This is a genomic window from Geodermatophilus sp. SYSU D00705 (assembly GCF_054050135.1).
The window spans coordinates 37,201-57,461 of the sequence record NZ_JBJGYT010000007.1 but is presented as its reverse complement, the minus strand read 5'-3'; the positions used below and the strand labels follow the sequence as shown (position 1 = coordinate 57,461).

At 76.7% G+C, this 20,261-nt stretch carries 22 protein-coding genes and 1 tRNA gene; 11 read left to right on the top strand and 12 right to left on the bottom strand.

From position 1 onward, the window contains the following. Positions 1–79: 79 nt before the first annotated feature. Positions 80–166 (top strand) — tRNA-Ser (locus ACI78Q_RS07780). A gap of 34 nt (positions 167–200) precedes the next feature. Then, entirely contained in the window at positions 201–440 is a 240-nt protein-coding gene (locus ACI78Q_RS07775; protein ID WP_456922757.1) for a hypothetical protein, read from the top strand. Between the two features lie 24 nt (positions 441–464). On the opposite strand, the gene ACI78Q_RS07770 is transcribed toward ACI78Q_RS07775, so the two are convergent. Beyond that, positions 465–704, bottom strand: coding sequence for an STAS domain-containing protein (locus ACI78Q_RS07770; protein ID WP_456922755.1), 240 nt, complete (start codon positions 702–704; stop codon positions 465–467). Then, positions 701–1,036 carry an STAS domain-containing protein gene (locus tag ACI78Q_RS07765; RefSeq protein WP_456922754.1) on the bottom strand — a complete coding sequence of 112 codons (336 nt, stop codon included), beginning with the start codon at positions 1,034–1,036 and terminating at the stop codon, positions 701–703. Before ACI78Q_RS07765 ends, ACI78Q_RS07770 begins: the two co-directional genes overlap by 4 nt. A 138-nt stretch (positions 1,037–1,174) precedes the next feature. Between ACI78Q_RS07765 and ACI78Q_RS07760 the strand changes: the two genes are divergently transcribed. From ACI78Q_RS07760 to ACI78Q_RS07745, 4 genes are all read left to right on the top strand, one after another. Then, positions 1,175–1,897, top strand: coding sequence for a response regulator (locus ACI78Q_RS07760; protein WP_456922753.1), 723 nt, complete (start codon positions 1,175–1,177; stop codon positions 1,895–1,897). Positions 1,898–1,976: 79 nt separating this feature from the next. Then, entirely contained in the window at positions 1,977–3,350 is a 1,374-nt protein-coding gene (locus ACI78Q_RS07755; protein ID WP_456922752.1) for a sensor histidine kinase, read from the top strand. Next, on the top strand, positions 3,347–3,976 hold the full coding sequence (locus ACI78Q_RS07750; protein ID WP_456922750.1) for a GerMN domain-containing protein: 630 nt from the start codon (positions 3,347–3,349) through the stop codon (positions 3,974–3,976). Before ACI78Q_RS07755 ends, ACI78Q_RS07750 begins: the two co-directional genes overlap by 4 nt. 43 nt (positions 3,977–4,019) lie before the next feature. Then, a complete protein-coding gene (locus ACI78Q_RS07745; protein ID WP_456922749.1) occupies positions 4,020–5,105 on the top strand; it encodes a GGDEF domain-containing protein in 1,086 nt (361 codons plus the stop codon). On the opposite strand, the gene ACI78Q_RS07740 is transcribed toward ACI78Q_RS07745, so the two are convergent. Together ACI78Q_RS07740 and ACI78Q_RS07735 are read right to left on the bottom strand one after the other, a co-directional pair. Continuing rightward, positions 5,092–6,213 carry an NAD(P)/FAD-dependent oxidoreductase gene (locus ACI78Q_RS07740; RefSeq protein WP_456922748.1) on the bottom strand — a complete coding sequence of 374 codons (1,122 nt, stop codon included), beginning with the start codon at positions 6,211–6,213 and terminating at the stop codon, positions 5,092–5,094. The genes ACI78Q_RS07745 and ACI78Q_RS07740 overlap by 14 nt on opposite strands. Positions 6,214–6,387: 174 nt before the next feature. After that, positions 6,388–6,957 carry an LOG family protein gene (locus ACI78Q_RS07735; RefSeq protein WP_456922747.1) on the bottom strand — a complete coding sequence of 190 codons (570 nt, stop codon included), beginning with the start codon at positions 6,955–6,957 and terminating at the stop codon, positions 6,388–6,390. A gap of 89 nt (positions 6,958–7,046) precedes the next feature. Between ACI78Q_RS07735 and ACI78Q_RS07730 the strand changes: the two genes are divergently transcribed. Next, a complete protein-coding gene (locus tag ACI78Q_RS07730; protein ID WP_456922746.1) occupies positions 7,047–7,520 on the top strand; it encodes an NUDIX domain-containing protein in 474 nt (157 codons plus the stop codon). A gap of 11 nt (positions 7,521–7,531) precedes the next feature. On the opposite strand, the gene ACI78Q_RS07725 is transcribed toward ACI78Q_RS07730, so the two are convergent. Continuing rightward, the gene (locus tag ACI78Q_RS07725; RefSeq protein ID WP_456922745.1) at positions 7,532–8,323 is read right to left on the bottom strand and encodes an endonuclease/exonuclease/phosphatase family protein; all 792 of its coding nucleotides are present in this window, start codon (positions 8,321–8,323) and stop codon (positions 7,532–7,534) included. A 93-nt stretch (positions 8,324–8,416) separates the two neighbouring features. Between ACI78Q_RS07725 and ACI78Q_RS07720 the strand changes: the two genes are divergently transcribed. The 4 genes from ACI78Q_RS07720 to ACI78Q_RS07705 all read left to right on the top strand — a co-directional run bounded on the left by ACI78Q_RS07720 (position 8,417) and on the right by ACI78Q_RS07705 (position 11,468). Next, positions 8,417–9,385, top strand: a complete 969-nt coding sequence (locus ACI78Q_RS07720; RefSeq protein WP_456922744.1) for a hypothetical protein — start codon at positions 8,417–8,419, stop codon at positions 9,383–9,385. Between the two features lie 32 nt (positions 9,386–9,417). Next, the gene (locus ACI78Q_RS07715) at positions 9,418–10,305 is read left to right on the top strand and encodes a 1,4-dihydroxy-2-naphthoyl-CoA synthase (protein WP_456922743.1); all 888 of its coding nucleotides are present in this window, start codon (positions 9,418–9,420) and stop codon (positions 10,303–10,305) included. A 92-nt stretch (positions 10,306–10,397) separates the two neighbouring features. Beyond that, positions 10,398–10,730, top strand: coding sequence for a hypothetical protein (locus ACI78Q_RS07710; protein WP_456922742.1), 333 nt, complete (start codon positions 10,398–10,400; stop codon positions 10,728–10,730). A gap of 144 nt (positions 10,731–10,874) precedes the next feature. Next, a complete protein-coding gene (locus tag ACI78Q_RS07705) occupies positions 10,875–11,468 on the top strand; it encodes a TetR-like C-terminal domain-containing protein (RefSeq protein ID WP_456922741.1) in 594 nt (197 codons plus the stop codon). A 15-nt stretch (positions 11,469–11,483) separates the two neighbouring features. Here the strand turns inward: ACI78Q_RS07705 and ACI78Q_RS07700 are convergent, their stop codons facing one another. The 7 genes from ACI78Q_RS07700 to ACI78Q_RS07670 all read right to left on the bottom strand — a co-directional run bounded on the left by ACI78Q_RS07700 (position 11,484) and on the right by ACI78Q_RS07670 (position 20,131). Then, positions 11,484–12,179 carry a TetR/AcrR family transcriptional regulator gene (locus ACI78Q_RS07700; protein ID WP_456922740.1) on the bottom strand — a complete coding sequence of 232 codons (696 nt, stop codon included), beginning with the start codon at positions 12,177–12,179 and terminating at the stop codon, positions 11,484–11,486. A 46-nt stretch (positions 12,180–12,225) separates the two neighbouring features. Further along, positions 12,226–12,684, bottom strand: a complete 459-nt coding sequence (locus tag ACI78Q_RS07695) for a DUF5946 family protein (RefSeq protein ID WP_456922739.1) — start codon at positions 12,682–12,684, stop codon at positions 12,226–12,228. Positions 12,685–12,810: 126 nt separating this feature from the next. Continuing rightward, a complete protein-coding gene (locus tag ACI78Q_RS07690; RefSeq protein ID WP_456922738.1) occupies positions 12,811–13,803 on the bottom strand; it encodes a glucosyl-3-phosphoglycerate synthase in 993 nt (330 codons plus the stop codon). An 85-nt stretch (positions 13,804–13,888) separates the two neighbouring features. Then, complete coding sequence (locus ACI78Q_RS07685; RefSeq protein WP_456922737.1) at positions 13,889–16,039, bottom strand: phage holin family protein; 2,151 nt, start codon at positions 16,037–16,039, stop codon at positions 13,889–13,891. Then, complete coding sequence (locus tag ACI78Q_RS07680) at positions 16,036–16,665, bottom strand: DedA family protein (protein ID WP_456922736.1); 630 nt, start codon at positions 16,663–16,665, stop codon at positions 16,036–16,038. The genes ACI78Q_RS07685 and ACI78Q_RS07680 overlap by 4 nt, the downstream gene beginning before the upstream one ends. Then, on the bottom strand, positions 16,662–17,471 hold the full coding sequence (locus ACI78Q_RS07675) for an MBL fold metallo-hydrolase (RefSeq protein WP_456922735.1): 810 nt from the start codon (positions 17,469–17,471) through the stop codon (positions 16,662–16,664). Before ACI78Q_RS07675 ends, ACI78Q_RS07680 begins: the two co-directional genes overlap by 4 nt. Before the next feature lie 65 nt (positions 17,472–17,536). Further along, the gene (locus ACI78Q_RS07670) at positions 17,537–20,131 is read right to left on the bottom strand and encodes a putative bifunctional diguanylate cyclase/phosphodiesterase (protein ID WP_456922734.1); all 2,595 of its coding nucleotides are present in this window, start codon (positions 20,129–20,131) and stop codon (positions 17,537–17,539) included. Between the last annotated feature and the right edge of the window lie 130 nt (positions 20,132–20,261).

Here is a 20,261-nt window from a genome sequence, read left to right as displayed (position 1 = left end):
GTGTCCGCGCGTGTCGACGACCACGACTGCGCACTCGGCGGGAAGCGAGTCGCGCCGCGGGATAGCCTCGACGGCGCCAGGAGGGCTCGCCTAGTGGCCGATGGCGGCGGTCTTGAAAACCGCTATGGGGTCAAACCCATCGTGGGTTCGAATCCCACGCCCTCCGCCGAGTGACCGGCCCGCGGGGATACCGTTCCGTCGTGGCCGCTGCTCCGATCCGCCCGCCCTGGTTCGGCAACCGGGGGTTGCAGGTCGTCGCCGCCGGCGCGCTCGCGTACTCGCTCGTCCAGCTGGTGCTGCACCTCGTCGACGGCCGGGGCGGAGAGGCCTTCCTCAGCTTCGCCTGGTGCGTCCTGTTCGGCTACGTGCTGGTCGAGTCGCTGCGCTTCCGCCGGCAGCAGGACGCGGCGCGGGACGAGCCGGCCGAGCCGGGCGACTGACCGGCCGCTCACGGCGACCGCCGCTCAGGCGCGGACGACGAGCTCCCCGCCGTCCGCGGCGAACTCCTGCCGCATCTCCCGCAGGATGTCCAGCCCGCCGGCGTCGGCGGCCCGCACCCCGCGCAGGTCGAGCACCACGCGGGCGTGGCCGCTGCCCCGCAGCCCGTCGGCGGTGCCGCGCAGCAGGTCGGCGCCGAGCGAGGTCAGGTGGCCGCTGGCGCGGATCAGCCCGGCGTCCCGGTCGACCACCTCGGAGAGGGTCACGCCGGCACCCCCGTCTCCAGCTCGATGACCCGCCAGAGGCCGGTGCGGTGCAGGAGGTCCTCGGTCCGCCGGTTGGCGCCGCGCAGCACGACCGCGCCGCCACGGGCCCGGCATATCCGGTGTGCCCACAGGAAGCTGGCCACCGCCGAGCTGGACAGGTGCTGCACGCCCGCGAGGTCGACCACCAGCCGGCGCGCCCCGGCCAGGAGCGCGTCGTGCAGCATCCAGCGCACGTCGGCCAGGCCGTCGGCGAGCAGGGCGTCGTCGAGGTGGATGGTGACCACGTCCGACCGGGTCTCGACGTCGATCCGGTGCCGGGCGGCCATCGTCATCTCAGTCCTCCTCGGGGGGTCGTGGCGCCGATCCTGCTGGCGGTCACTGACAGCCTCGTGTGCGGACATTGAGATCCGGCTGGACGTTGCTTTGCGATCGCGTGACGGGCGGCCGAACGTCCGGCGACCGGTGGCAGCATGGCCCGAGTGGCTCCGCGTCTGCTGGTCGTCGAGGACGACGACCCGATCCGCACCGCCCTGCGCTGGGCGCTGGAGGACGAGGGCTACGACGTCGCCGAGGCGGTGAGCGGGGAGGCCGCGGTCGCCGCCGTGGCCACCGCCGCCCCCGACCTGATGGTCGTCGACCTGATGCTCGGCTCGATGGACGGCTTCGAGGTCATCCGGGAGGTCCGCCGCGACCACGACCTGCCGATCATCGTGGTCAGCGCCCGGGCCGACACCCACGACATCGTCGCCGCGCTGGAGGCCGGGGCCGACGACTACGTGACCAAGCCGTTCCAGGTCAAGGAGATCACCGCGCGGCTGCGGGCGCTGCGGCGCCGGGCCGGGGCGCACGGCGCCGCGACGCCGGAGGCCGCGCCCGCGGAGGTGGTACTCGACCGGCACCCGCCCGCGCCGCTGGTGCTGCGGGAGATGCGGGGCACCGTGCACCGCGGCCAGGAGCAGGTGCCGCTCACGCTCACCGAGTTCCGGCTGCTGTGCGAGCTGGCCGCCGCCCCGGGGCGGGTGTTCAGCCGGCAGGCGCTGCTGGAACGGGTGTGGGAGCACGGCTTCTTCGGCGATGAACGGATCGTCGACGTCCACATCCGGCGGTTGCGCACCAAGGTCGAGCTCGACCCGGGGGCGCCGCGGATCGTGGTCACCGTACGGGGGCTGGGCTACCGGCTGGATCCGCAGTGAGCGGACAGGAGCGGAAGCCCGACAGCGAGCGCCGGCGAGCGAGGAGCGGAGCGCTCCGCGGAAGCGCACCGAGGGCACGGTGATCCGGGCCCTCCGGTCGCGGGGGCTGCGGGCGCGGATCGTGCTGGGCTTCGCCGCAGGTGCGCTGCTCGTGTCGGCGGTGCTGGTGACCACCACCTGGTTCCTGGCCCGCGGCTACCTGCTCGACCAGCGCGAGGGGTCGCTCACCCGGCAGGCCTTCGCCGACGCCAACGTGCTGAGCAGCCGGCTGGCCACCGCGGGCACCGAGGTCGGCGACGTGGTGGCCGAGCTGGTGCCCTCGGGCGGGGCGGACGTCGTCGTCCGCAGCGGGGACTCCTGGTACTCCTCGAGCCTGGACGTCGGCGCCCGCGACGTGCCCGAGCGGCTGCGCACCCTCGTGGCCGACGGCTCGGCCGGCACAGTCCGGGTCCAGACCTCGGCCGGTCCGGCACTGCTGGTCGGGGTGCCGGTGGCCAGCGCGGGGGTGGAGTTCTACGAGCTGTCCCCGCTCACCGAGCTGCAGATGGTGCTGCGCACGCTGGCGGCCGTCCTGGCGGCGGGGGCGCTGGCCGCCACCGCGGCGGGGGCGGCGTTCGGCGGCTGGGCCAGCCGCCGCGCCCTGCAGCCGCTGGAGGAGGTCGCCGGCGCGGCCACCCGGATCGCCGGCGGCGACCTCGACACCCGCCTCGCGCCCACCGACGACCCCGACCTGCTGGCGATCGTGGCCGGGTTCAACAGCATGGTCGACGCGCTGGCGGCCCGGCTCGAGCGCGACGCCCGCTTCGTCGGCGACGTCAGCCACGAGCTGCGCAGTCCGCTGACCGGCGTCGTCACCAGCGTGGAGGTGCTCGCCGCCCGGCGGGCGGAGCTGTCGCCGCGTGCCGACCAGGCGCTGGCCCTCGTCGAGGGCGAGCTGGACCGGTTCCGGCGCATGCTCGACGACCTGCTCGAGCTCGCCCGCATCGACGGCGCGCCGCCCTCGGACCGGGCCACGCCGGTCTCGATGACCGCCCTGGTGCGTGAGGTGCTGGCCGGCTCGGGGCGGGACGCCGCCCTGCTGGCCGGGGACCCGGACGAGGGGACCGTGGTGGCCGGCGACAAGAGCGGGCTGGAGCGGGCGGTGCGCAACCTGCTGGACAACGCGGACCGGCACGCCGGCGGGGTGGTCGCCGTCGCCGTCCAGCGTCGCGGGGGCGCCGTGGTGGTGGACGTGGACGACGCCGGCCCCGGCATCCCGGCCGAGGAGCGGGAGCGGGTGTTCGAGCGGTTCGCCCGCGGGCCGCGGGCCGCCCGCCGGTCGCTGCCCGGGGCCGGGCTGGGCCTGGCGATCGTCGCCGAGACCGCGGCCCGGCACGGGGGCGCCGCCTGGTGCTCCGCGGCGCCCGGCGGCGGGGCCCGCTTCACGCTGTCGCTGCCCGGGGCTGCGCGGTGAGCGCCCGCCGCACCCGCCTCGGCCTCGTGGGGCTCGGCGTCGTCCTCGCCGGCTGCGGGGTGCCCACCGGAGGCCCGGCGGAGACCATCCCGCCGTCGGAGGTCCCGTTCGGGCTGACCACGACCAGCGCGCCGCCGGCGCCGACCGCCGCGCCCGAGCCGCGTCCGGATGCCGGCCGGGTCTACCTGGCGGCTCCGGACGACAGCCTCGTGCCCCGGCCGAGGGAGGTGACCGGTCCGTCACTGCAGGAGCGGCTGGACGACCTGCTCGGCGCGCTCGCCGCCGGGCCCACCGCGGCCGAGCTGGACCTGCAGCTGTCCACCGCACTGCCGCCGGACGTGGAGCTGGCCGTCGCCGACCTCACCGGCGGCACCGCGACCATCGACCTGACCGGTCCGGCCGAGCCCCCGGCGGGGTCGGCCAGCCGGCAGGCGGTGGCCCAGCTGGTGCTGTCGGCGACCAGCGTGCCCGGTGTCGACGCCGTCGTCCTGACCCTGGACGGCGAGCCGATCGAGGCGCCGCTGCCCTCGGGGCAGCTGAGCGCGGCGCCGCTGACGGCCGGTGACTACGCCGCCTACCTCACGCCGGCGCCCGCGGCCACGCCTCCGCCCGCCCCGCCGAGCTGAGCCCCGCGGCACCCCCGGGCTGCTCCCCCCGAAGGGGCAGCGGGTGCTCCAGCCGGCCGGCGCCCGGGCCGATGCGAGGGGTGTGCAGATCCCCGCCGCGCTCCGGGCCCGCGAGCCCCGTGCCGCCGCCCGCACCGCCGCTGTCGTGCTGGCGGTGTGCGCGGCCATGCTGGGCGTGGTCGCGCTCGTCGGTCCGCTCGGGGCCGGCGACGCCAGCCGGGGCGTGGTCGTCTGCTGCGTGGCCGGGCTGGGCATCGCCGCGGCGGCCTTCACGTGGATCCCCCCGCAGCAGCTGGACCGCGTGGGCGCGTTCCTCGGCCTGACCGTCGTCGGCGTCACCGTGCTGGCCGCGCTCAGCCTCTCCTCGGGCAGCTCCTCCACGCGCGCCCAGGCGCTCCTGGCCTTCGTCGTCGTCTACGCGGGCTTCCACCTGCGCCCGACCTCTGCCGTGGTGACGACGGTGGTCGCGGTGCTGGGCGGCGGGGTCGTGCTGCTGCACGAGGACGAGCTCCGGGTGGCGCTGACCGATCTCCTCTTCCTCGGCGCGATGCTCGCGGTGGTCGGCGGGCTGCTCACGCGGGCGATGAGCGCCCACGACCGGATGGTCGCGGCGCTGCAGCAGCAGGCCGACGTCGACGCGCTCACCGGGCTGGTCACGCGCCGGGTCCTCGACGAGGCGCTGGACGTCGAGCTGTCGGGCGGCTGCCTAGGCGACGGGTCGGCGCTGGTGCTGGTCGACGTCGACTCGTTCAAACAGGTCAACGACGTGCACGGGCACCCGGTCGGCGACGACGCCCTGGTGCACCTGGCCGGGATCCTCAGCCGGCAGGTGCGCAGCGGCGACGCCGTCGTCAGCCGGCTGGGCGGCGACGAGCTGGCGGTCCTGCTGCGCGGGTGCGCTCCGGAGGTCGCCGTCCGGCGTGCCGAGGAGCTGCTCGAGGCGGTGCGGGCCGCGCCGCTCCCGCTCCCGGACGGCGGGCTGCTGGCACTGTCGGTGAGCGTGGGCGTGGCGCACGCGCCGCGGCACGCCGTCCGCATGCGGGAGCTCTACGCCGCAGCCGACGCGGCGCTGTACCGCGCCAAGCGGGACGGCCGCGGCCGGGTCGAGGTCGCGATCAGCGTCTCCTGAGGACCAGCCGGCCCGTGGTGGCCGCGAGCGTGCGCGGCGTCAGCCGGCCGGCGGCCAGCCCGAGCTCCACCACGTCGTCGAACACCCGCTGGTCGGCCGCGGCCGCGCGGAACGCGGCGTCCATCACCGCGGGCCAGCGGCTCAGCTGCGACGCCAGGCGGGTGGAGCGCAGGTGTGCGGCCAGCCGGCGGTGCAGCATGCCGCGGTAGCGCACGCCGGCGTCCGGCCCCGCGGCCGCCGCGCACCCGGCCAGCGCCCCGGAGGCGACGGCGTAGAAGATGCCCTCCCCGGTCAGCGGGTTGACCAGCGAGGCGGCGTCCCCGGCCAGGAGCACCCGGCCGTCGGGCTGCCGCGGCCGGCCGGTGGACAGCGGCAGCCGGTGCGCCCGCAGCGGGCCCGGCTCCACCCCCGGCAGCAGCCGGTGCAGCCCCGCGACGAGGTCGGCCCGGGTCGCCCCGCCCGACACCAGCTCGCCGTAGCCCACGTTGGCGCGGCCGTCGCCGATCGGGAACGACCACGCGTAGGCCGGCCACCGCTGCCCCGTCGTCACCAGGGCCAGCGTGCCGGGGGAGCCCGGCGGCTCGGGCGCGTAGCCGCGGATCGCCACGGCCAGCCGGTCGGCGGGGTTGCTGCCCAGGCCCAGCGCCCGGCGGACGACGGACTCCGCGCCGTCGGCCGCGACCAGCACCGACGCCCGCAGCGCGCCGTCCACGGTCACGCCGTCGGCGTCCGCCTGCACGGCGCGCACGGTGCGCCGCCGGAACCGCGCCCCCCGGGCCAGCGCCGCCGCCAGCAGCCGGCCGTCCAGCACCGCCCGGGGGACGACGTGCGACGGGCGGGCGGTCGCGCGCTCGACCGTGACGCCGCCGGGGGAGCGCAGGGCCAGGCAGGGCACCGGCGGGTACCCGTCGACGACGGCGGCGCGGTCCACCCCGAGCGCGGCGAGGACGTCGAGCGCCTCGGGGGCCACGCCGTCGCCGCAGACCTTGTCGCGGGGGAAGTCGGCCCGGTCGAGCACCAGCACCGACGCCCCGGTGCGCAGGGCGGCCAGCGCGGCCGCCGACCCCGCCGGACCGCCACCGACCACGACGACGTCCCACCGCTCCACGGCGCCGACGCTAGGCCGACCGCGCCCGCCCCGCTCCCGGACCGGGCCCGCGGGCACCTGCTGCTGCGCGACCCACGGCTCTGAGTGCACGTGCACTCAGAGCCGTGCCTTCCGAGGACCAGGTGCGCCCAGGCCCGAGCTGCGTGGGGCGCCAGGTCACCAGGCGGGGTCCCGTCACGGCGGGGTGGGGGTCCACTTCCGGGTCGGGTGCTCGTACGCCGAGACGAACGCGAGCAGGCCGGCCGCATCGGTGACCACGCCGAGCGCCTCCAACCGGCGAGCGGCCAGGTAGCCGTCGTCCACCATGCGGCGCAGCTGGGTGAGCAGCGGCTGCCAGAAGCCGTCGACGTCGACGAGCACGACGGGCTTGGCGTGCAGGCCGAGCATCCCCCAGGTCCAGGCCTCGAACAGCTCCTCGAGCGTGCCGGCGGCGCCGGGCAGGGCGACGAAGGCGTCGGCGAGCTCGGCCATCCGCGCCTTGCGCTCGTGCATCGAGTCGACGACCTCCAGCTGTGGCAGGCCGGGGTGCGCCAGCTCGTCGTCCACCAGGTGCTGGGGGATGACGCCGACCACCTCACCGCCGGCGGCCAGGGCGGCGTCGGCGACGACGCCCATCAGCCCGACGTGGCCACCGCCGTAGACGATGCCCACGCCGGCGCGGGCCAGGTCCGCGGCGAGGTCGGCGGCTGCCTGCTGGTGGGACGGTGGTCCGTCCTGGGACCCGGTGAAGACGGCGACGCGCACGCCCGCGAGCCTGTCACGCCCTCTCCGGGGGCAGTGCCGAGGGCGCGTCCTCCGCGCCCCTCCCGCACCGCACCGGGTTCACTGGGGGCGTGTTCTCCTCCACCGACGGCTGGGTGACGTGCTCGTTCGGGCACCGGCACTGGGGGCTGCTCGGTGCGGCCGGGCTGCTGGTGCACCGCGCCGGCGCCGACGGGACCGAGCTGTTGCTCCAGCACCGGGCGGCCTGGTCGCACCACGGCGGCACGTGGGGCACCCCGGGGGGCGCGCTGCACGCCGGCGAGTCCCCGCAGCGCGGCGCGCTGCGGGAGGTGAGGGAGGAGCTGGGCCTGCTGCCCCACGACCTCGAGCTGGGCGCCGTCTCCGTCGACGACCACGGCGGCTGGTCGTACACGACCGTGCTGGCCCGGCCGGTCCGCAGCATCGAGCCCGGCGACCTGCGGCTGGACGGCGAGAGCGACGGCGTGGCGTGGGTCCCGCTCGACGAGCTCGCCGCGTTCCCGCTGCACCCCGGCTTCGAGGCCTCGCTGACCCGCCTGCACGACCTGCTGGTGCCGCCCCGGTAGCCCGGGCCGCATCAGGTCGGCGACACGGTGACGGTCAGCGCGCGGTGGTCGCCGACCGGGAGCACCGTCGCCGCGCCGTCGCGCCCGCGCACGCCGTCCCCGACCGCCAGCAGGTGGTCCAGCTGCAGCCGCGGGTCGGTGACCGGGAAGGTCGGGGTGCGCACCAGCGCGGTCGCGCCCAGCAGGCGGGCGGGCAGCGGCCCGGGCAGGTTGAGGTCCCCGGCCAGGACGACGGGCCCGGGCATCGCCGCCGTCCACGCGCGCAGCCGCCGCAGCTGGCGCACGGCGGTGTGCGGGGCGAAGGAGAGGTGCGTCGCGACGACGGTCACGGCGTCCAGCCGCGCGGCGACGGCGATCCGCGGCTCGTCCGGGATCCACCAGCGCCGGCCGTCGGGGCCCCGCATCGGCAGCCGGGCCCGCCCGCTGCCCAGGCCCAGCACCGACCACTGCCGCACCGGCAGCCGGCTGAGCAGCGCGATCCCGTAGACGGGGCCGTCGGGGGCGTCGTCCGGACCGCGCAGGGCGGGCACGGCCGGCGTCCAGCTGCGGAACGGGTCCGGCGTGCCGACGACGGTCGCCGCGCCGCGCCAGTGCGGGGCGCCCAGCCCGTCGGCGAGGGCGGCGGCCTGGTCGGTGCGGGCGGAGCGGGGCTGACCGGTGTCGACCTCCTGGACCGCGAGCACGTCGACGTCGAGCCCGGCCACGGCCGCGCGCAGTGCGTCCCGGTCGAGCACCGTGCCGGCCGCGCTGCGCCCCGAGGATATGTTCGCGGTGCCGATCCGCACGGCGGTCGGCTCGGTCACGTCCCGACGCTACCGGCCGGTGCTCGACGTGCCACTGCGTGCGTGCCCGCTTACGTTGGGCACCGCAGTCCGCCCGCCAGGAGGAGCCCACCGGTGTACCGCCGTCCCCGCCACCTCGCCGAGCCCGCCGCACCGGCCCACGCGGCCACGTCGGGGCGGTGGTCGGTGGCCGTCCGCGCCCACGCGCCGCTGACGCTCCTGTTCCTGTCCGGGTTCCTGCTCACCGCGGCCCTCGTCATGATCGTGACCGCCCCGGCGCCCGGTTCGGACCGGGACACGCGCGCCTCGGCCTGGTCGATCGGGGAGCCGGAGGGGGTGGGGAGGTCGGGCATCGGCACGTCAGCCCGGGTCTCGGGCACCCCCACCACCCCGGTGCTCGACGCCGCGGGCAGCGCGGTGGGCGCCGGGTCGCTGGTCACCGGCCTGCTCCCCGAGGGCTCCGGCGCCGGGGGCGCCCCTGCGACGGGCACGGACCCGGCGGAGACGACGGCGGCCGCCGACGTGCCGCCGGCGGCCGTGGCTGCAGGGACGACGGCGTCCGGCACGGCGCCCGCGGCTCCCGGCAGCTCGGTGCCCGGCACCGCGGCTCCCCGCAGCTCGGTTCCCGGCGCCGCGGCGGCGGTCCCCGGCACGACGGCACCGGCACCGGCACCGGCCCCGGCACCGGCACCGGCCCCGGGGACGGCGGTCACGACGGCGCCCGGCGCGGCCCCCTCCGCCGGAGGGGGCGGGCCGGTGGTGCGCAGCACGCCCGCACCGCAGCCCGAGCGGCCGGGGCGTGGCGGGCCCACCGGCGGCTCTAGCGGCGGCTCGACCGAGCGGCCGGGGCGTGGCGGGTCGACCGGCGGTGGCGCGGGCGGCACGTCGTCCGGCAGCGCGCCGTCCAGCGGCGGGTCGACCGGCGGGCGCGGCGGCGGGCCGCTCGACGACGTCGGTGGCGCGGTCGGCGGGGTGACCGAGGGTGCGGGCGGCGCCGTCGGCGACGTGGCGGACGGCGCCGGTGGCGTGGTGGGGGGCGCCGCCGACGGCGCGAGCGACCTCGTCGGCGGGCTCCTCCCATGAGGGCGTTCCACGGCGCGCACTAGGTTCGGGGGATGACCGCCCGGAACGACGTCTCGGAGATCTTCGACAGCGCCGCGTGGCAGCCGGTCGAGGGCTTCGACTTCGCCGACCTGACCTACCACCGGGCCGTCGACGCGGGTGTGGTCCGCATCGCGTTCGACCGGCCGGAGGTGCGCAACGCCTTCCGCCCCCAGACGGTCGACGAGCTGATCACCGCGCTGGAGCACGCCCGGTTGTCCACCGACGTGGGGTGCGTGATCCTCACCGGCAACGGCCCGAGCCCCAGGGACGGCGGCTGGGCGTTCTGCTCCGGGGGCGACCAGCGGGTGCGCGGCCGGTACGGGTACGAGCACGCGGCCGGGTCCAGCGGCCGGCTGCACGTGCTCGAGGCCCAGCGGCTGATCCGCTTCATGCCCAAGGTCGTCATCTGCGTCGTCCCGGGCTGGGCCGCGGGTGGCGGGCACAGCCTGCACGTCGTCTCCGACCTCACGCTGGCCAGCGCCGAGCACGCCCGGTTCAAGCAGACCGACGCCGACGTCGGCAGCTTCGACGGCGGCTTCGGCTCGGCGTACCTGGCCCGGCAGGTCGGCCAGAAGTTCGCCCGCGAGATCTTCTTCCTCGGCGACGAGTACTCCGCCGAGGACGCCCACCGGATGGGCATGGTCAACAAGGTCGTCCCGCACGCCGAGCTGGAGGCGACGGCTCTGGACTGGGGACGGCGGATCGTCGCGAAGAGCCCCACCGCCCAGCGGATGCTCAAGTACTCGTTCAACCTGATCGACGACGGCCTGGTCGGCCAGCAGCTGTTCGCCGGTGAGACCACCCGTCTGGCGTACATGGCCGAGGAGGCCGTGGAGGGGCGGGACGCCTTCCTGGAGAAGCGCGATCCCGACTTCTCCCGTTTCCCCTGGCACGTTTAGGCGTCTCGCTGGACGCCAACGGTACCGGCGTCGTGGCCCCTTCCGGGTCCCGGCGCGAGCTTGCGAGGGCTGGGGAGAAGGGGGTCCTTCTGGTGATCGTCGAGGTGGTGGGCGGCGTCGACGAGGTGCCCGAGGTGAAGGTCGTCGACGTCGACGACCTGACGAGGCTGCACCTGGCGCTGGGTGCGGTGACCGACGAGGAGGCCGACCGGGTGCTGCGCGACGCGGGGCTGGGCCGGCTGCAGGACGCCGAGACCGGGTTCCTCGACGTCGCGGCGCTGCGGGCCGCCGCCGAGCCGCAGGCCGGCGCCGCGGACTGGGCGCAGCAGTGGGACGGGATGGTCGCCTACGCCGAGCGCAAGGGCTGGCTGGCCGACGACGGCGCGAGCCTTCAGGTGCACGTGGAGAGCGCTGCAGGCGCCTGACAGGGCGAACGCGAGGCCGTTCGCTTCGCGCACAAGGTTGAGAGTCTCAAGAAAAACCAGGGGACTTCGTGCTCTGGTCATTGTGGTGACTCCAATGAGCGTCCACGATGTCGCGGTGAACTCCACCTGTGAACGGGGCGCAGCGTGACGGGAACCCCGGGGCGCCCTCTCAGCGCTGAACTGTCCGACCAGCTGCTGTCGGTCGCCGTCGACATCCTCGCTGAGGAGGGCTGGGGAAAGCTCAACAGCGATCGCGTCGCCGCCCGCGCCCGAGCGGGGAAGGCCGGCATCTACCGGCGCTGGCCCACCATGGCGGCCATGGCCCGCCACGCGGTGGGCCGGTTCACCCTCGTGCGGGTGCCCCCGGACACCGGCTCCCTCCGGGACGACCTGACCGGCCTGGTCGACCGCTGGCGGCGGCCGCTGGACCGCGAGGAGCGGGCCACGGCCAGCCTGGTCGGAGCTGCCCGGCACGACGAGGACCTGCGGGCCGGCCTGGACGACGCGCTGGTCCGGCCGCTGGCGGCGGCGGTGGCCACCCTCGGTGCCCGTCAGGCCGAGCGCGGGGACGAGGTGTCCGAGGCGCGCCTGGCCCTGCTCGGGTCGGTGCTCGAGGCCTTCTGGTGGCAGCGGTTCACCTCGGGTGACGGCGTCATGACCACCGAACAGCTGCAGCGGGTGGTCGACGAGGTGCTGCTGCCCATCCTCCAGCCCTCCCGCGAGGACGCCACCGTCTGACCCGGCGCCGGCCGGTCAGCCGGTGCGGCTCAGCAGCGGCGCGGCCGGCGTCACCGGGATCGCACGGACCAGGCCGGAGAACACGCGGTCGGCGACGGCGCGGGCCGCGGCGGCGCCGCGCTCCCTGCGGTGGGGGCAGTCCCCGGCCATCTCGCCGGCGGTGCGGCGCTGCTCCCGGATCATCGTGCGGACGGCGGCCAGCCACACCGAGGCGGTGATCGACGCGACGGTGCAGGGGTCGGCGGCGATCTGCGGGGCGCCGCCGTCGGACTCCCAGGCCTCCTGCAGGGCCTCGGCGAGCAGTGCCATCGACCGGTGGTGCAGCTCGCGCTCGAAGGTGCGCAGCGAGGGGGAGGCCTCCAGGGTGGCCACGAAGGCGCGGCCGTCGTCGGTGGTCAGGTACCGGACCTGCAGGCCCACGCGGTCGGTGAGGTACTCGTGCAGTGCCTCCAGGGGGGCGACGCCGGCCGGCCGTGCCCGGACCGCCTCGGCGGGGCCGGCCACCCACTCGGCGTGGCCGTCGAAGAACAGCTCCTCCTTGGTGGAGAAGTGGTTGAACACCGTCTGCACCGCGACGTCGGCGGTCGCGGCGACGTCGGCGATGGTGACGGCCTCGAAGCCGCGCTCGGCGAAGAGCCCTTGGGCGGTCTGCCGGATGTGGGCCCTGGTCTGTGCCTTCTTGCGGGCGCGCCGGCCGTTGAGCTCACTCACCGTGCGAGGGTAGCTGCGCTGAGTAGGCGCAGCTGGGTGTGCGGCGTCACGCGGCCGCCCCGTCGCGGGCCCAGTCGGCGACGACGGCCCGCGCCCACGCCTCGACCAGCACGGACAGGTCGATGACGTCGAGGTCGGCGGCGACATCGGCGATCGTGGTGCGCCACGCCGGGGGCGGACCGGCGTCCGCGGGGCCGGGTCGGTCGCCGAGCCGGGCGGCCAGGCTCTCCAGGCGCTCCCGCAGCGCCCGCGGGTCGCCGTGCGGGTGCTGGAGGACGTAGGCGTCGTCGGCCAGCGCGACGGTGCCCGCGGCCCCCGGATCGGCGGCCGCCTCCTCCCGCACCCCGCGCAGTGTCTCCTCGAACAGCCGGGCGCAGGCCGCGGTCGGACCGGCCTCGGCGAGCTGGTCGCCCGGGGGCAGGGCGAGGACCGACCCGCAGCCTGGGCAGCGGACGGTCGTGGGGTCCTGGCCGGGCGGGGAGCCGGAGAGCCGCGGGGAGGACATGCCCCGATCGTGCCGCACCCCGCGGGCACCCGCCCCGACGACCTCAGCCGACGACGTCCACGGGTCGGCTTCCGCCGCCGGTCCGCTCCTCGCTCGCCGGCGCTCGCTGCGATGCTCCCGTCGGCGTCAGCCGACGACGTCGGCGTGCGGCGCGCGGTACTCGGGCACGGTCACCATGGGCGGCCGCTCGTCGACGGCGACCGGGGTGCTGTGCGGCACGAAGCCGGACCCGTCGTGCCGGAACTGGGTGAGCAGGCCGCCGGCGTCGTCCCGGAGCGAGGCTGGTCCGCGCTGGCCCGCCCGGGAGAGCACGGTGGACACCACCTGCCCGGCCATCCGCCCGAGCGCCTCCTGGCTCTGCGAGGTGTGCCGCCGTACGCCGAGGTCCACCTGGGCGAGCGCGCCGAGCCCGGACAGCGCGAGCAGGTCGACCAGCAGGCCGACCTCCACCCCGTAGCCCGAGACGAACGGCACCTGCTCCAGCACCGACCGCCTCCCGGCGTACTCCCCGCCGAGCGGCTGCACGAACCCGGCCAGTTCCGGCCACAGTGCGTTGAGCAGCGGGCGCGCGGTCAGCTCGGTGACCCGTCCGCCGCCGGCGGGGACGGTGCCGCCGACGACCTCCAGCGGCCGGGTGTAGCAGCCCTTGACGTAGTCGACCTGCGGCTCGGTGAGCAGCGGCGCGAGCAGGCCGGGCACGTAGTGGGTGACGTCGCCGAGCAGGTCGGCGTCGAGGAAGACGACGAGGTCGCCGGTGGTGGCGGCCAGCGACTTCCACAGCGCCTCGCCCTTGCCGGGGCGGGTGCCGTGGGCGGGCAGCACGTCGGCGCTGGCGACGACGTCGGCGCCGGCCGCCCGGGCCACGCGGGCCGTGGCGTCGGTGGAGTCGGAGTCGACCACGAGCACCTCGTCCACCAGCGGCGTCCTCAGGACCCAGTGCTCGCGCAGGTCGGTGACCAGCCGGCCGACCGTGGCCTCCTCGTCGCGCGCGGGGAGGACGACGCTGACCCGGTGCCGGCCGCGGCGCTTGGCGCGCAGCAGGGCGGGCAGGTCCAGGGCGTCCAGGGACGGTGCGGAGGTCGTGCGGTGCTGGAACCAGGCGCGCGCGTCGGGTCTCATCGTCCTACCTTCCGGGACGCTGTCGGCCGGGCGCCACGCGCCGCGACGGTGTTCACGCGCACGTCATCCACTGTCCCGCCGACCGTCACACCTCCGCGCGGGAGGGGTGCAGCGCGGTCGTGCTCAGCGGCCCGACGGCCGCGGCGTCCAGCGGCGGCTCGGGGTGGCCCAGGTCGGTCAGCCAGCCGCGGAAGACGCGGTGCAGGGCCTCGGCGCCCACGATCTCGCCCGGCGGCCGGAACGCCTTCGGGTGCACGAGGAACCCGTGCTGCTGCGCGCCGCCGAGCCCGCCGTGCGAACCGACGTGCGGCTCGAACGCCGAGGCCTCGTCGGTGTCGGGGTCGTAGCGGCTGTTGATGACGACGTCGGCGCAGTGCGGGAACGTCGACGCCCGGGCGACCAGCCGGGCCGCGTGCTCGCCGTAGGGCGTGAGCGGGTCCTCGCCGATGACCAGCCCCGCCGCGAGCCGGTGCACGCCGTCGCGGCCGAGCACGACCGGCCCGTACTCCTCGGAGTGCACGAGCAGGAAGCCGACGCCGTCGTGGTCGACCAGTCCCGGCAGCAGCCCCGGCCAGTGCCGCTCGATCTCCTCCAGCGAGACCCGGCCCGGGATGTCGGCGAAGGACACCATCGCGGTGTGGCCGGAGACGGCGACGACGACGCCCGGCGCGACCCGCGGCGCGCCGCCCACGCGGTCGGCGGGCAGCTCGTGGGAGTGCGGCACGCCCTCGGCCCGCTCGACCCGCTCCCGCAGCCGGCGGGCGATCGGGCCGCCCTCGGCCAGCGCGGCTCCGACCTGCCAGCCCTCGGTGAGCCGGCGGCTGTCCCGCGGGCCGGTCAGGTGCGGCTCGGGCAGGCCGTGCGCGCCGCCGCAGAGCCGGCCCACGAGCTGCTCGATGGACTCCCCGAAGCGTGCGGTGAACGCCTGGCCCTGGGTCTGCCCGTGGTCGGACAGGCACACCAGGTGGTACTCCCGCGGCGCGAGCTGGGCCGCGCGGTGCAGCCGGCCGATCTGCTGGTCGATGCTGCGCAGGACGGCCAGGCTGTCGGCCCGCTCCAGCCCGGCGTGGTGGGCGGCCTCGTCGTAGCCGAGGAAGTCCGCGTAGGCGACGGGGCGGCCGGCCAGCATGTCCTCCAGCAGCGCGAACACGACGACGTCGCGGGCGATGACCGTCGTCCCCGGGCGGGCCAGGGGGTAGATGCCGCCGCGGGACACGCGGGGCCGGACGTCGTCGCGGCGTTCCCGGGCGGCGGCGACCAGCTCGCGCTGGATGTCGACGGCCGAGACCGCGATCGTGCGCAGCGCGTTCACCGGGCTGGCGAAGTAGGCGTAGTAGCCCGAGCCGACCCGGTCGCGGGCCTGGCGGGGACGGCGGCTGGCGGCAGGGACGACGTGCGCCAGCGAGCTCATCGTCAGGCTCACGTGCGCGGCGTCCCCGGTGAACAGGTTGCCGCGGCTGGCCCCGCCGCCGGAGAGCAGCCCGCGGCCGTCGGAGTGCGCACGCTCGATCTCGGCGGCGTCGACCGGGGAGGAGACGCGCACGATCCGGTCGCGTTCCTTGTCGTACCAGCGGAAGCCGGGGACGTCGTGGTTGGAGCCGTGCAGGATGCCGCAGACGGCCGCGCCGGTCTGGGAGCTCCAGTCGGTGTGCCAGGAGGTCAGCGTGTGGCTGCCCTCGCGCAGCCAGGCGGCCAGGTTCGGCATCGACCCGTCGCGGACGGCGCGCCGAGCGGTGTCCAACGACAGCGCGTCGATCTGGAGGAAGAGGACGCCGGGCGTGCGCGGGCCGTCCTCCGTCGTCGCCCGTGCACGGCGGCGGGCGCGACGGAAGAACAGTTCGTCCTCGTCGATGGCCAGCACGCTGCTGACCACGCCGGAGACGGCGGCCATGCCGATGCCGACCCACACCGCGGTGCGCAGGTTCTCGACGACCACGCCGGGGACGAGGAACGACAGCCCCAGCACCGCGGCGCCCAGCAGCAGGAAGCTGCCCAGCCCGAGGGTGAAGAAGGCCAGGGGCAGGGCGATCCGCATGACCAGGGGCCACACGACCGCGGTGAGCAGGCCGAGCAGCAGCGCGATGACCGGCGGCTGCCACCACGAGGTCATCGTGAAGTCGCCGAGCCAGTCGTCGAGGGCGACCAGCGCCCCGGTCGTGGCGGCCCAGGTGAGCAGCACGCGGGCCGGCGTCCGGCCGCGCTGGAGGACCCGGCCGGAGGGGACGGGACGGCTCATGCCTGCCGGCACTGGGTGGGCTCGACCGGCTGCTCCTCGGGCGGCGCCGGCTTGCGGCGGCGCGCGCTCACGAGGTTGAGCAGGGCACCGACGACGAGCACGAGCACGGTGGCCAGCAGGACGGCGGTGAGCGGCGAGTCGAAGATGCCCCCGCTGGCCACGCCGAGCAGCGCATAGGCCACTGCCCAGAGGAACGCGGCCAGGAGCGAGGCCGGCAGCAGCCGCCGCCACGGGTAGGCCAGGGCGCCGGCGGCCAGCAGCACCGGGATCCGGCCGGCGGGCAGCAGCCGGCCGACGACGACGATCTGCCAGCCGTGCCGCCGGAACTGGTCGCGGACCTCCTCGATACGGTCCGCGTGCTGCCCGCGGGACACCCAGCGCACCGCCGCCGGCCCGCCGGACCGGCAGATCGCGAAGGTGACGACGTCGCCGGTCCACGCCGCGAGGGTGGCCACGAGGACGACCAGCGGCAGGTTGAGCCCGTGCGCGGTGACGGCGAACGCGGCGCCCGCGCCGACGACCGCGCCGGTGGGCACCACGGGCACGATCGAGCCGAGCAGCACGCCGCCGAACAGCACCGGGTAGCCGATCGCCGACCCGTCGGTCCACGCGGCGAGCGCGCTCACGTCGTCCCCGTCGGGGTGGGGAGCACGACCGGCCGCCCGGGCTCGGTGAGCGCCACGTGCGTGGCCAGCCCGCGGGCGGCCACGGCGGCGGCGAAGGAGCGCGGCGGCTGGCTCAGCAGCGGGCGCATCCGGCCGCGCATCCCGGGCAGGGTCAGGGAACCGGGCAGCGCGAGGGTGCCCCAGTGCACCGGGACGGCGACCCGGGGGCGCAGCCGCGCGGTGGCCTCGGCCGCGCCGTCCGGGTCGAGGTGGCCCGGGCCGAGCGACGGCCCCCAGCCCCACACCGGCAGCACCGCGACGTCGAGGCCGCGGCCGCCCAGCAGGTGCATCTCGTCGAACAGGTCGGTGTCGCCGCTGACGTAGACCGTCTGCCCGGCACCCTCGACCAGGTGGCCGACGGCCTCGGTGTCGGGGCCGTGGGTGAGCCGCGGCCCCCAGCGGTGGCCGGCGTGGTCGGCGGGGACGGCGGTGACCCGCAGCCCGCCGTGGGCGAACCCCTCGCCCGGCAGCAGCTCCACCACGTGCCGGAACCCCCGCGAGCGCAGCCACTCGCCGGCGCCGCGCGGGACGGCGATGCGCACGTCGGGCCCGAGCAGCCGCAGCGAGGGGAGGTGCAGGTGGTCGCCGTGCAGGTGGCTGACCAGCACGAGGTCGACGCCGGCCCAGGTGCTCGGGTCGGGAACAGGCACCACGCGGCGCAGCGGGCCGACGCGGCCGGTGAGCAGGGGATCGGTCAGCACGGTGTGCCCGGCCAGCTCGACGCGCACCGTCGAGTGGCCGAGGAAGTGCATCTCCAGGCTCCCCACGCGGCCAGTATCGACCTCCCAGGTGACAGCCCGGGACCGGTTTCCCCCTTCCGGGAACACCCGGATCAGCGGCCGGCACCCACCGTCGGCAGGCCGGTCGGCCACCGGCCCGCGGCCAGCTGAGGGACCTCCAGCGGGCAGGACAGCGCGAACCCCTGCAGGTAGCGGTGGCCCATGTCCCGCAGCAGCGCGGCCTCGGCGTCGCCCTCGACGCCCTCCACCACGACCGGCAGGCCGAGGCTGGCGCCCAGCTGGAGGACGGCCCGGCACAGCGCCTGCCGCTGCTGGTCGTGCTCGACGCCGGCGAGGAACTGGCGGTCCATCTTCAGGACGTCGACCGGCAGGCCCACCAGGTACGCCAGCGACGACCACCCGGTGCCGAAGTCGTCGACGGCGACCCGGATGCCCATCTGCCGCAGCGTCTGGAGCTCCTCCACCACCGCCTCGTCGTCGAGCAGCATCGACTCGGTCAGCTCGAGGCACAGCCGCCGGGCCGGGAGCCCGCTGGCGTCGAGCGCGGCCAGGACGTCGGCGGCCAGCGAGCCGCCGTGCAGCTGCCGGGCCGACACGTTGACCGCCACCGCGAGCTCGGGGCCGGGCAGCGCGGCGACGGTGGTGCACGCCTCGGCCAGCACCCACCGGCCGAGCTCGGTGATCAGGGCGGACTCCTCGGCGAGCGGCACGAACTCCGCGGGGGACACCTCTCCGAACACCGGGTGCCGCCAGCGCAGCAGCGCCTCGACGGTCACGGTGCGCTGCAGGACGAGGTCGACGACCGGCTGGAACACCAGGCGCAACTCGCCGCGGTCGCGGGCGCCGGTCAGGTCGGCGCGCAGGGCCTCCCGACGGTCGCGCTGCTGCCGCACGGCGTCGTCGTACCGGCGCACCTGGCCGGGGCCCGCGGCGCACCGGGCGAGGTCGGCGTGGCGCAGGGCCTCACCGGGGTCGAGGTCGTCGGGCAGGGCGGCGACGCCCGCGGCGGGACGCAGGTCGGGGCCGGCGACGGCCACGAGTCGGGCGGCGAGCACCTCGGCGTCGGCGACGCTGCCGGAGGCGAGGACGACGAAGTCGCCGTCCTTGGTGCGGGCCGGCCAGTCCTCGGTGCGCAGCACGCGGGTCAGCCGGGCGGTGAGCGCGCGCAGGGCTGCGTCGGCGTCCTCGGCCGGCAGGGCGGCCAGGCCCGGGACGCCGAGCAGCGCCAGCGCACGCGGCCGCCCGCACGCCTCCCGCCGCACCGCCGCCACCCGCCGGACCAGCGCCGTCCGGTTGGGCAGGCCGGTGGCCGGGTCGGCGAGGCGGAGCTCCGCCAGCGCCGGGTCGCCGTCGGTGCCGGGCACGGTGCCGGTCACGTCGCGGCAGTAGAGGACCAGCGCCCCGACGTCGGGGTCCTCCCGCAGGTCGGCCACGGTGGCCTGGATCAGTCGCCAGCTGCCGTCGGCGTGCCGGACCCGCGCGATCCGGACCACCGAGCCGGGCACCGGACCGGTCAGGGCGGCGAAGAGGGCCGGGGCGTCGGCGTGGTGGACGACGTCGGCGATGGGCCGGCCGACTGCGGAGTCCGGGTCGCGGCCGAGCAGTCCGCGGAGGGCCTGCGAGGCGAAGCTGACCCGCAGCCGGCCGTCGAGGATCACGACCGGGTCGGCGCTGCTGCGCACGAGGGTGCGGAAGTAGGACTCGCTGCGCAGCAGGTCGGTGGTGAGCCGCCGCTGGGTCCGCCACATCACGGTCTGGTGTGCCAGCACGGCCCCGAGCCCGATGACGCCGAGCACGGTGCCGTGCGCGTCCGCCGTCCCGGTCACGGAGATCTGCAGCAGCAGCATCGAGCCCGCGACCAGGGCCATGGCGTGCGGCAGCAGACCGCTCGCGGCCCCGGTCGCGCGTTCCCGGGGTTCGCAGGTGGTCGTCGTCCCTCGCCGGACGTCGGCCCGGCAGGCCAGGCACAGCACGACGAGCGTCAGCACGGTGGCCGGCCGCACCCACGCCATCAGGACCTCCGAGGACGTGCCCCATGCGAGGACCCGGAGGACACCGGCGCCGGCGGTCAGCCCGTGGGACACCAGCAGCAGGGCGGCGACCCGTGCGCGCTCCGGGCCCGTGGTGCCGGCGAAGAGCAGCGCGGCCGCCGTGCTCGACGCGAGCACCACGGGGACGACCGTCACGGCGACCCCGAGCAGCCCGGCCTCCGCGTGTGCCGGTACCAGGTGCAGGACCACGTGGAGGGCCAGGAGGGTCGCCACGAAGAACAGCGTCGACGTCGTGACCAGCCGGGCCCGGTCGGTGCTCCGGCAGCACCGGTCGCGCAGCCGGAGGAGGGCGAGGATCGTCAGGAGGCTGCCGGGCAGGACGCCGAGCACCGAGCTCGCCGGCTGTCCGGTGACCACCTCCACCGAGATCCCGCCGGCGACGCACGTGGCGGTCGCGGCCGCGTACCACCTCCAGCCCGACGGTGCGGCACTGCACCCGGCCCGCAGGAGCAGGTACAGGCACGCGGACACGGCCGTGGCCAGCCCCGACGCCTGCTCCAGAGCCGGAGGGCCCGCCACGGAGGTGACGACCGCGACCACGGCGAGGGTGACCACCACGCGCAGGCCGGTGCGGCCGCGCAGGGGCCGGGGCGCCAGGACGGCGGCCGGCCCGTGGAGGGCGCGTGCGGAGGTCATGGCCCTGGTATCGGAGCGGCTCCGGCAACCCTGGAGGCGGCTCCGCGCCGGGTCACCCGGAAGGGGCGGCGACGCCGGGCGGGCGGCGGTGCCGGGCCGGTGACCTGGGACGCGACGCGCCCCGATGCGC

What these genes read in the sequence shown, in the direction of transcription:
- ACI78Q_RS07765 (WP_456922754.1), bottom strand. Translation starts at nt 1,036, where the DNA reads ATGACGATGGCCGCCCGGCACCGGATCGACGTCGAGACCCGGTCGGAC.
- ACI78Q_RS07760 (WP_456922753.1), top strand. Translation starts at nt 1,175, where the DNA reads ATGGCCCGAGTGGCTCCGCGTCTGCTGGTCGTCGAGGACGACGACCCG.
- ACI78Q_RS07715 (WP_456922743.1), top strand. Translation starts at nt 9,418, where the DNA reads ATGACCGCCCGGAACGACGTCTCGGAGATCTTCGACAGCGCCGCGTGG.
- ACI78Q_RS07695 (WP_456922739.1), bottom strand. Translation starts at nt 12,684, where the DNA reads ATGTCCTCCCCGCGGCTCTCCGGCTCCCCGCCCGGCCAGGACCCCACG.
- ACI78Q_RS07690 (WP_456922738.1), bottom strand. Translation starts at nt 13,803, where the DNA reads ATGAGACCCGACGCGCGCGCCTGGTTCCAGCACCGCACGACCTCCGCA.
- ACI78Q_RS07685 (WP_456922737.1), bottom strand. Translation starts at nt 16,039, where the DNA reads ATGAGCCGTCCCGTCCCCTCCGGCCGGGTCCTCCAGCGCGGCCGGACG.
- ACI78Q_RS07670 (WP_456922734.1), bottom strand. Translation starts at nt 20,131, where the DNA reads ATGACCTCCGCACGCGCCCTCCACGGGCCGGCCGCCGTCCTGGCGCCC.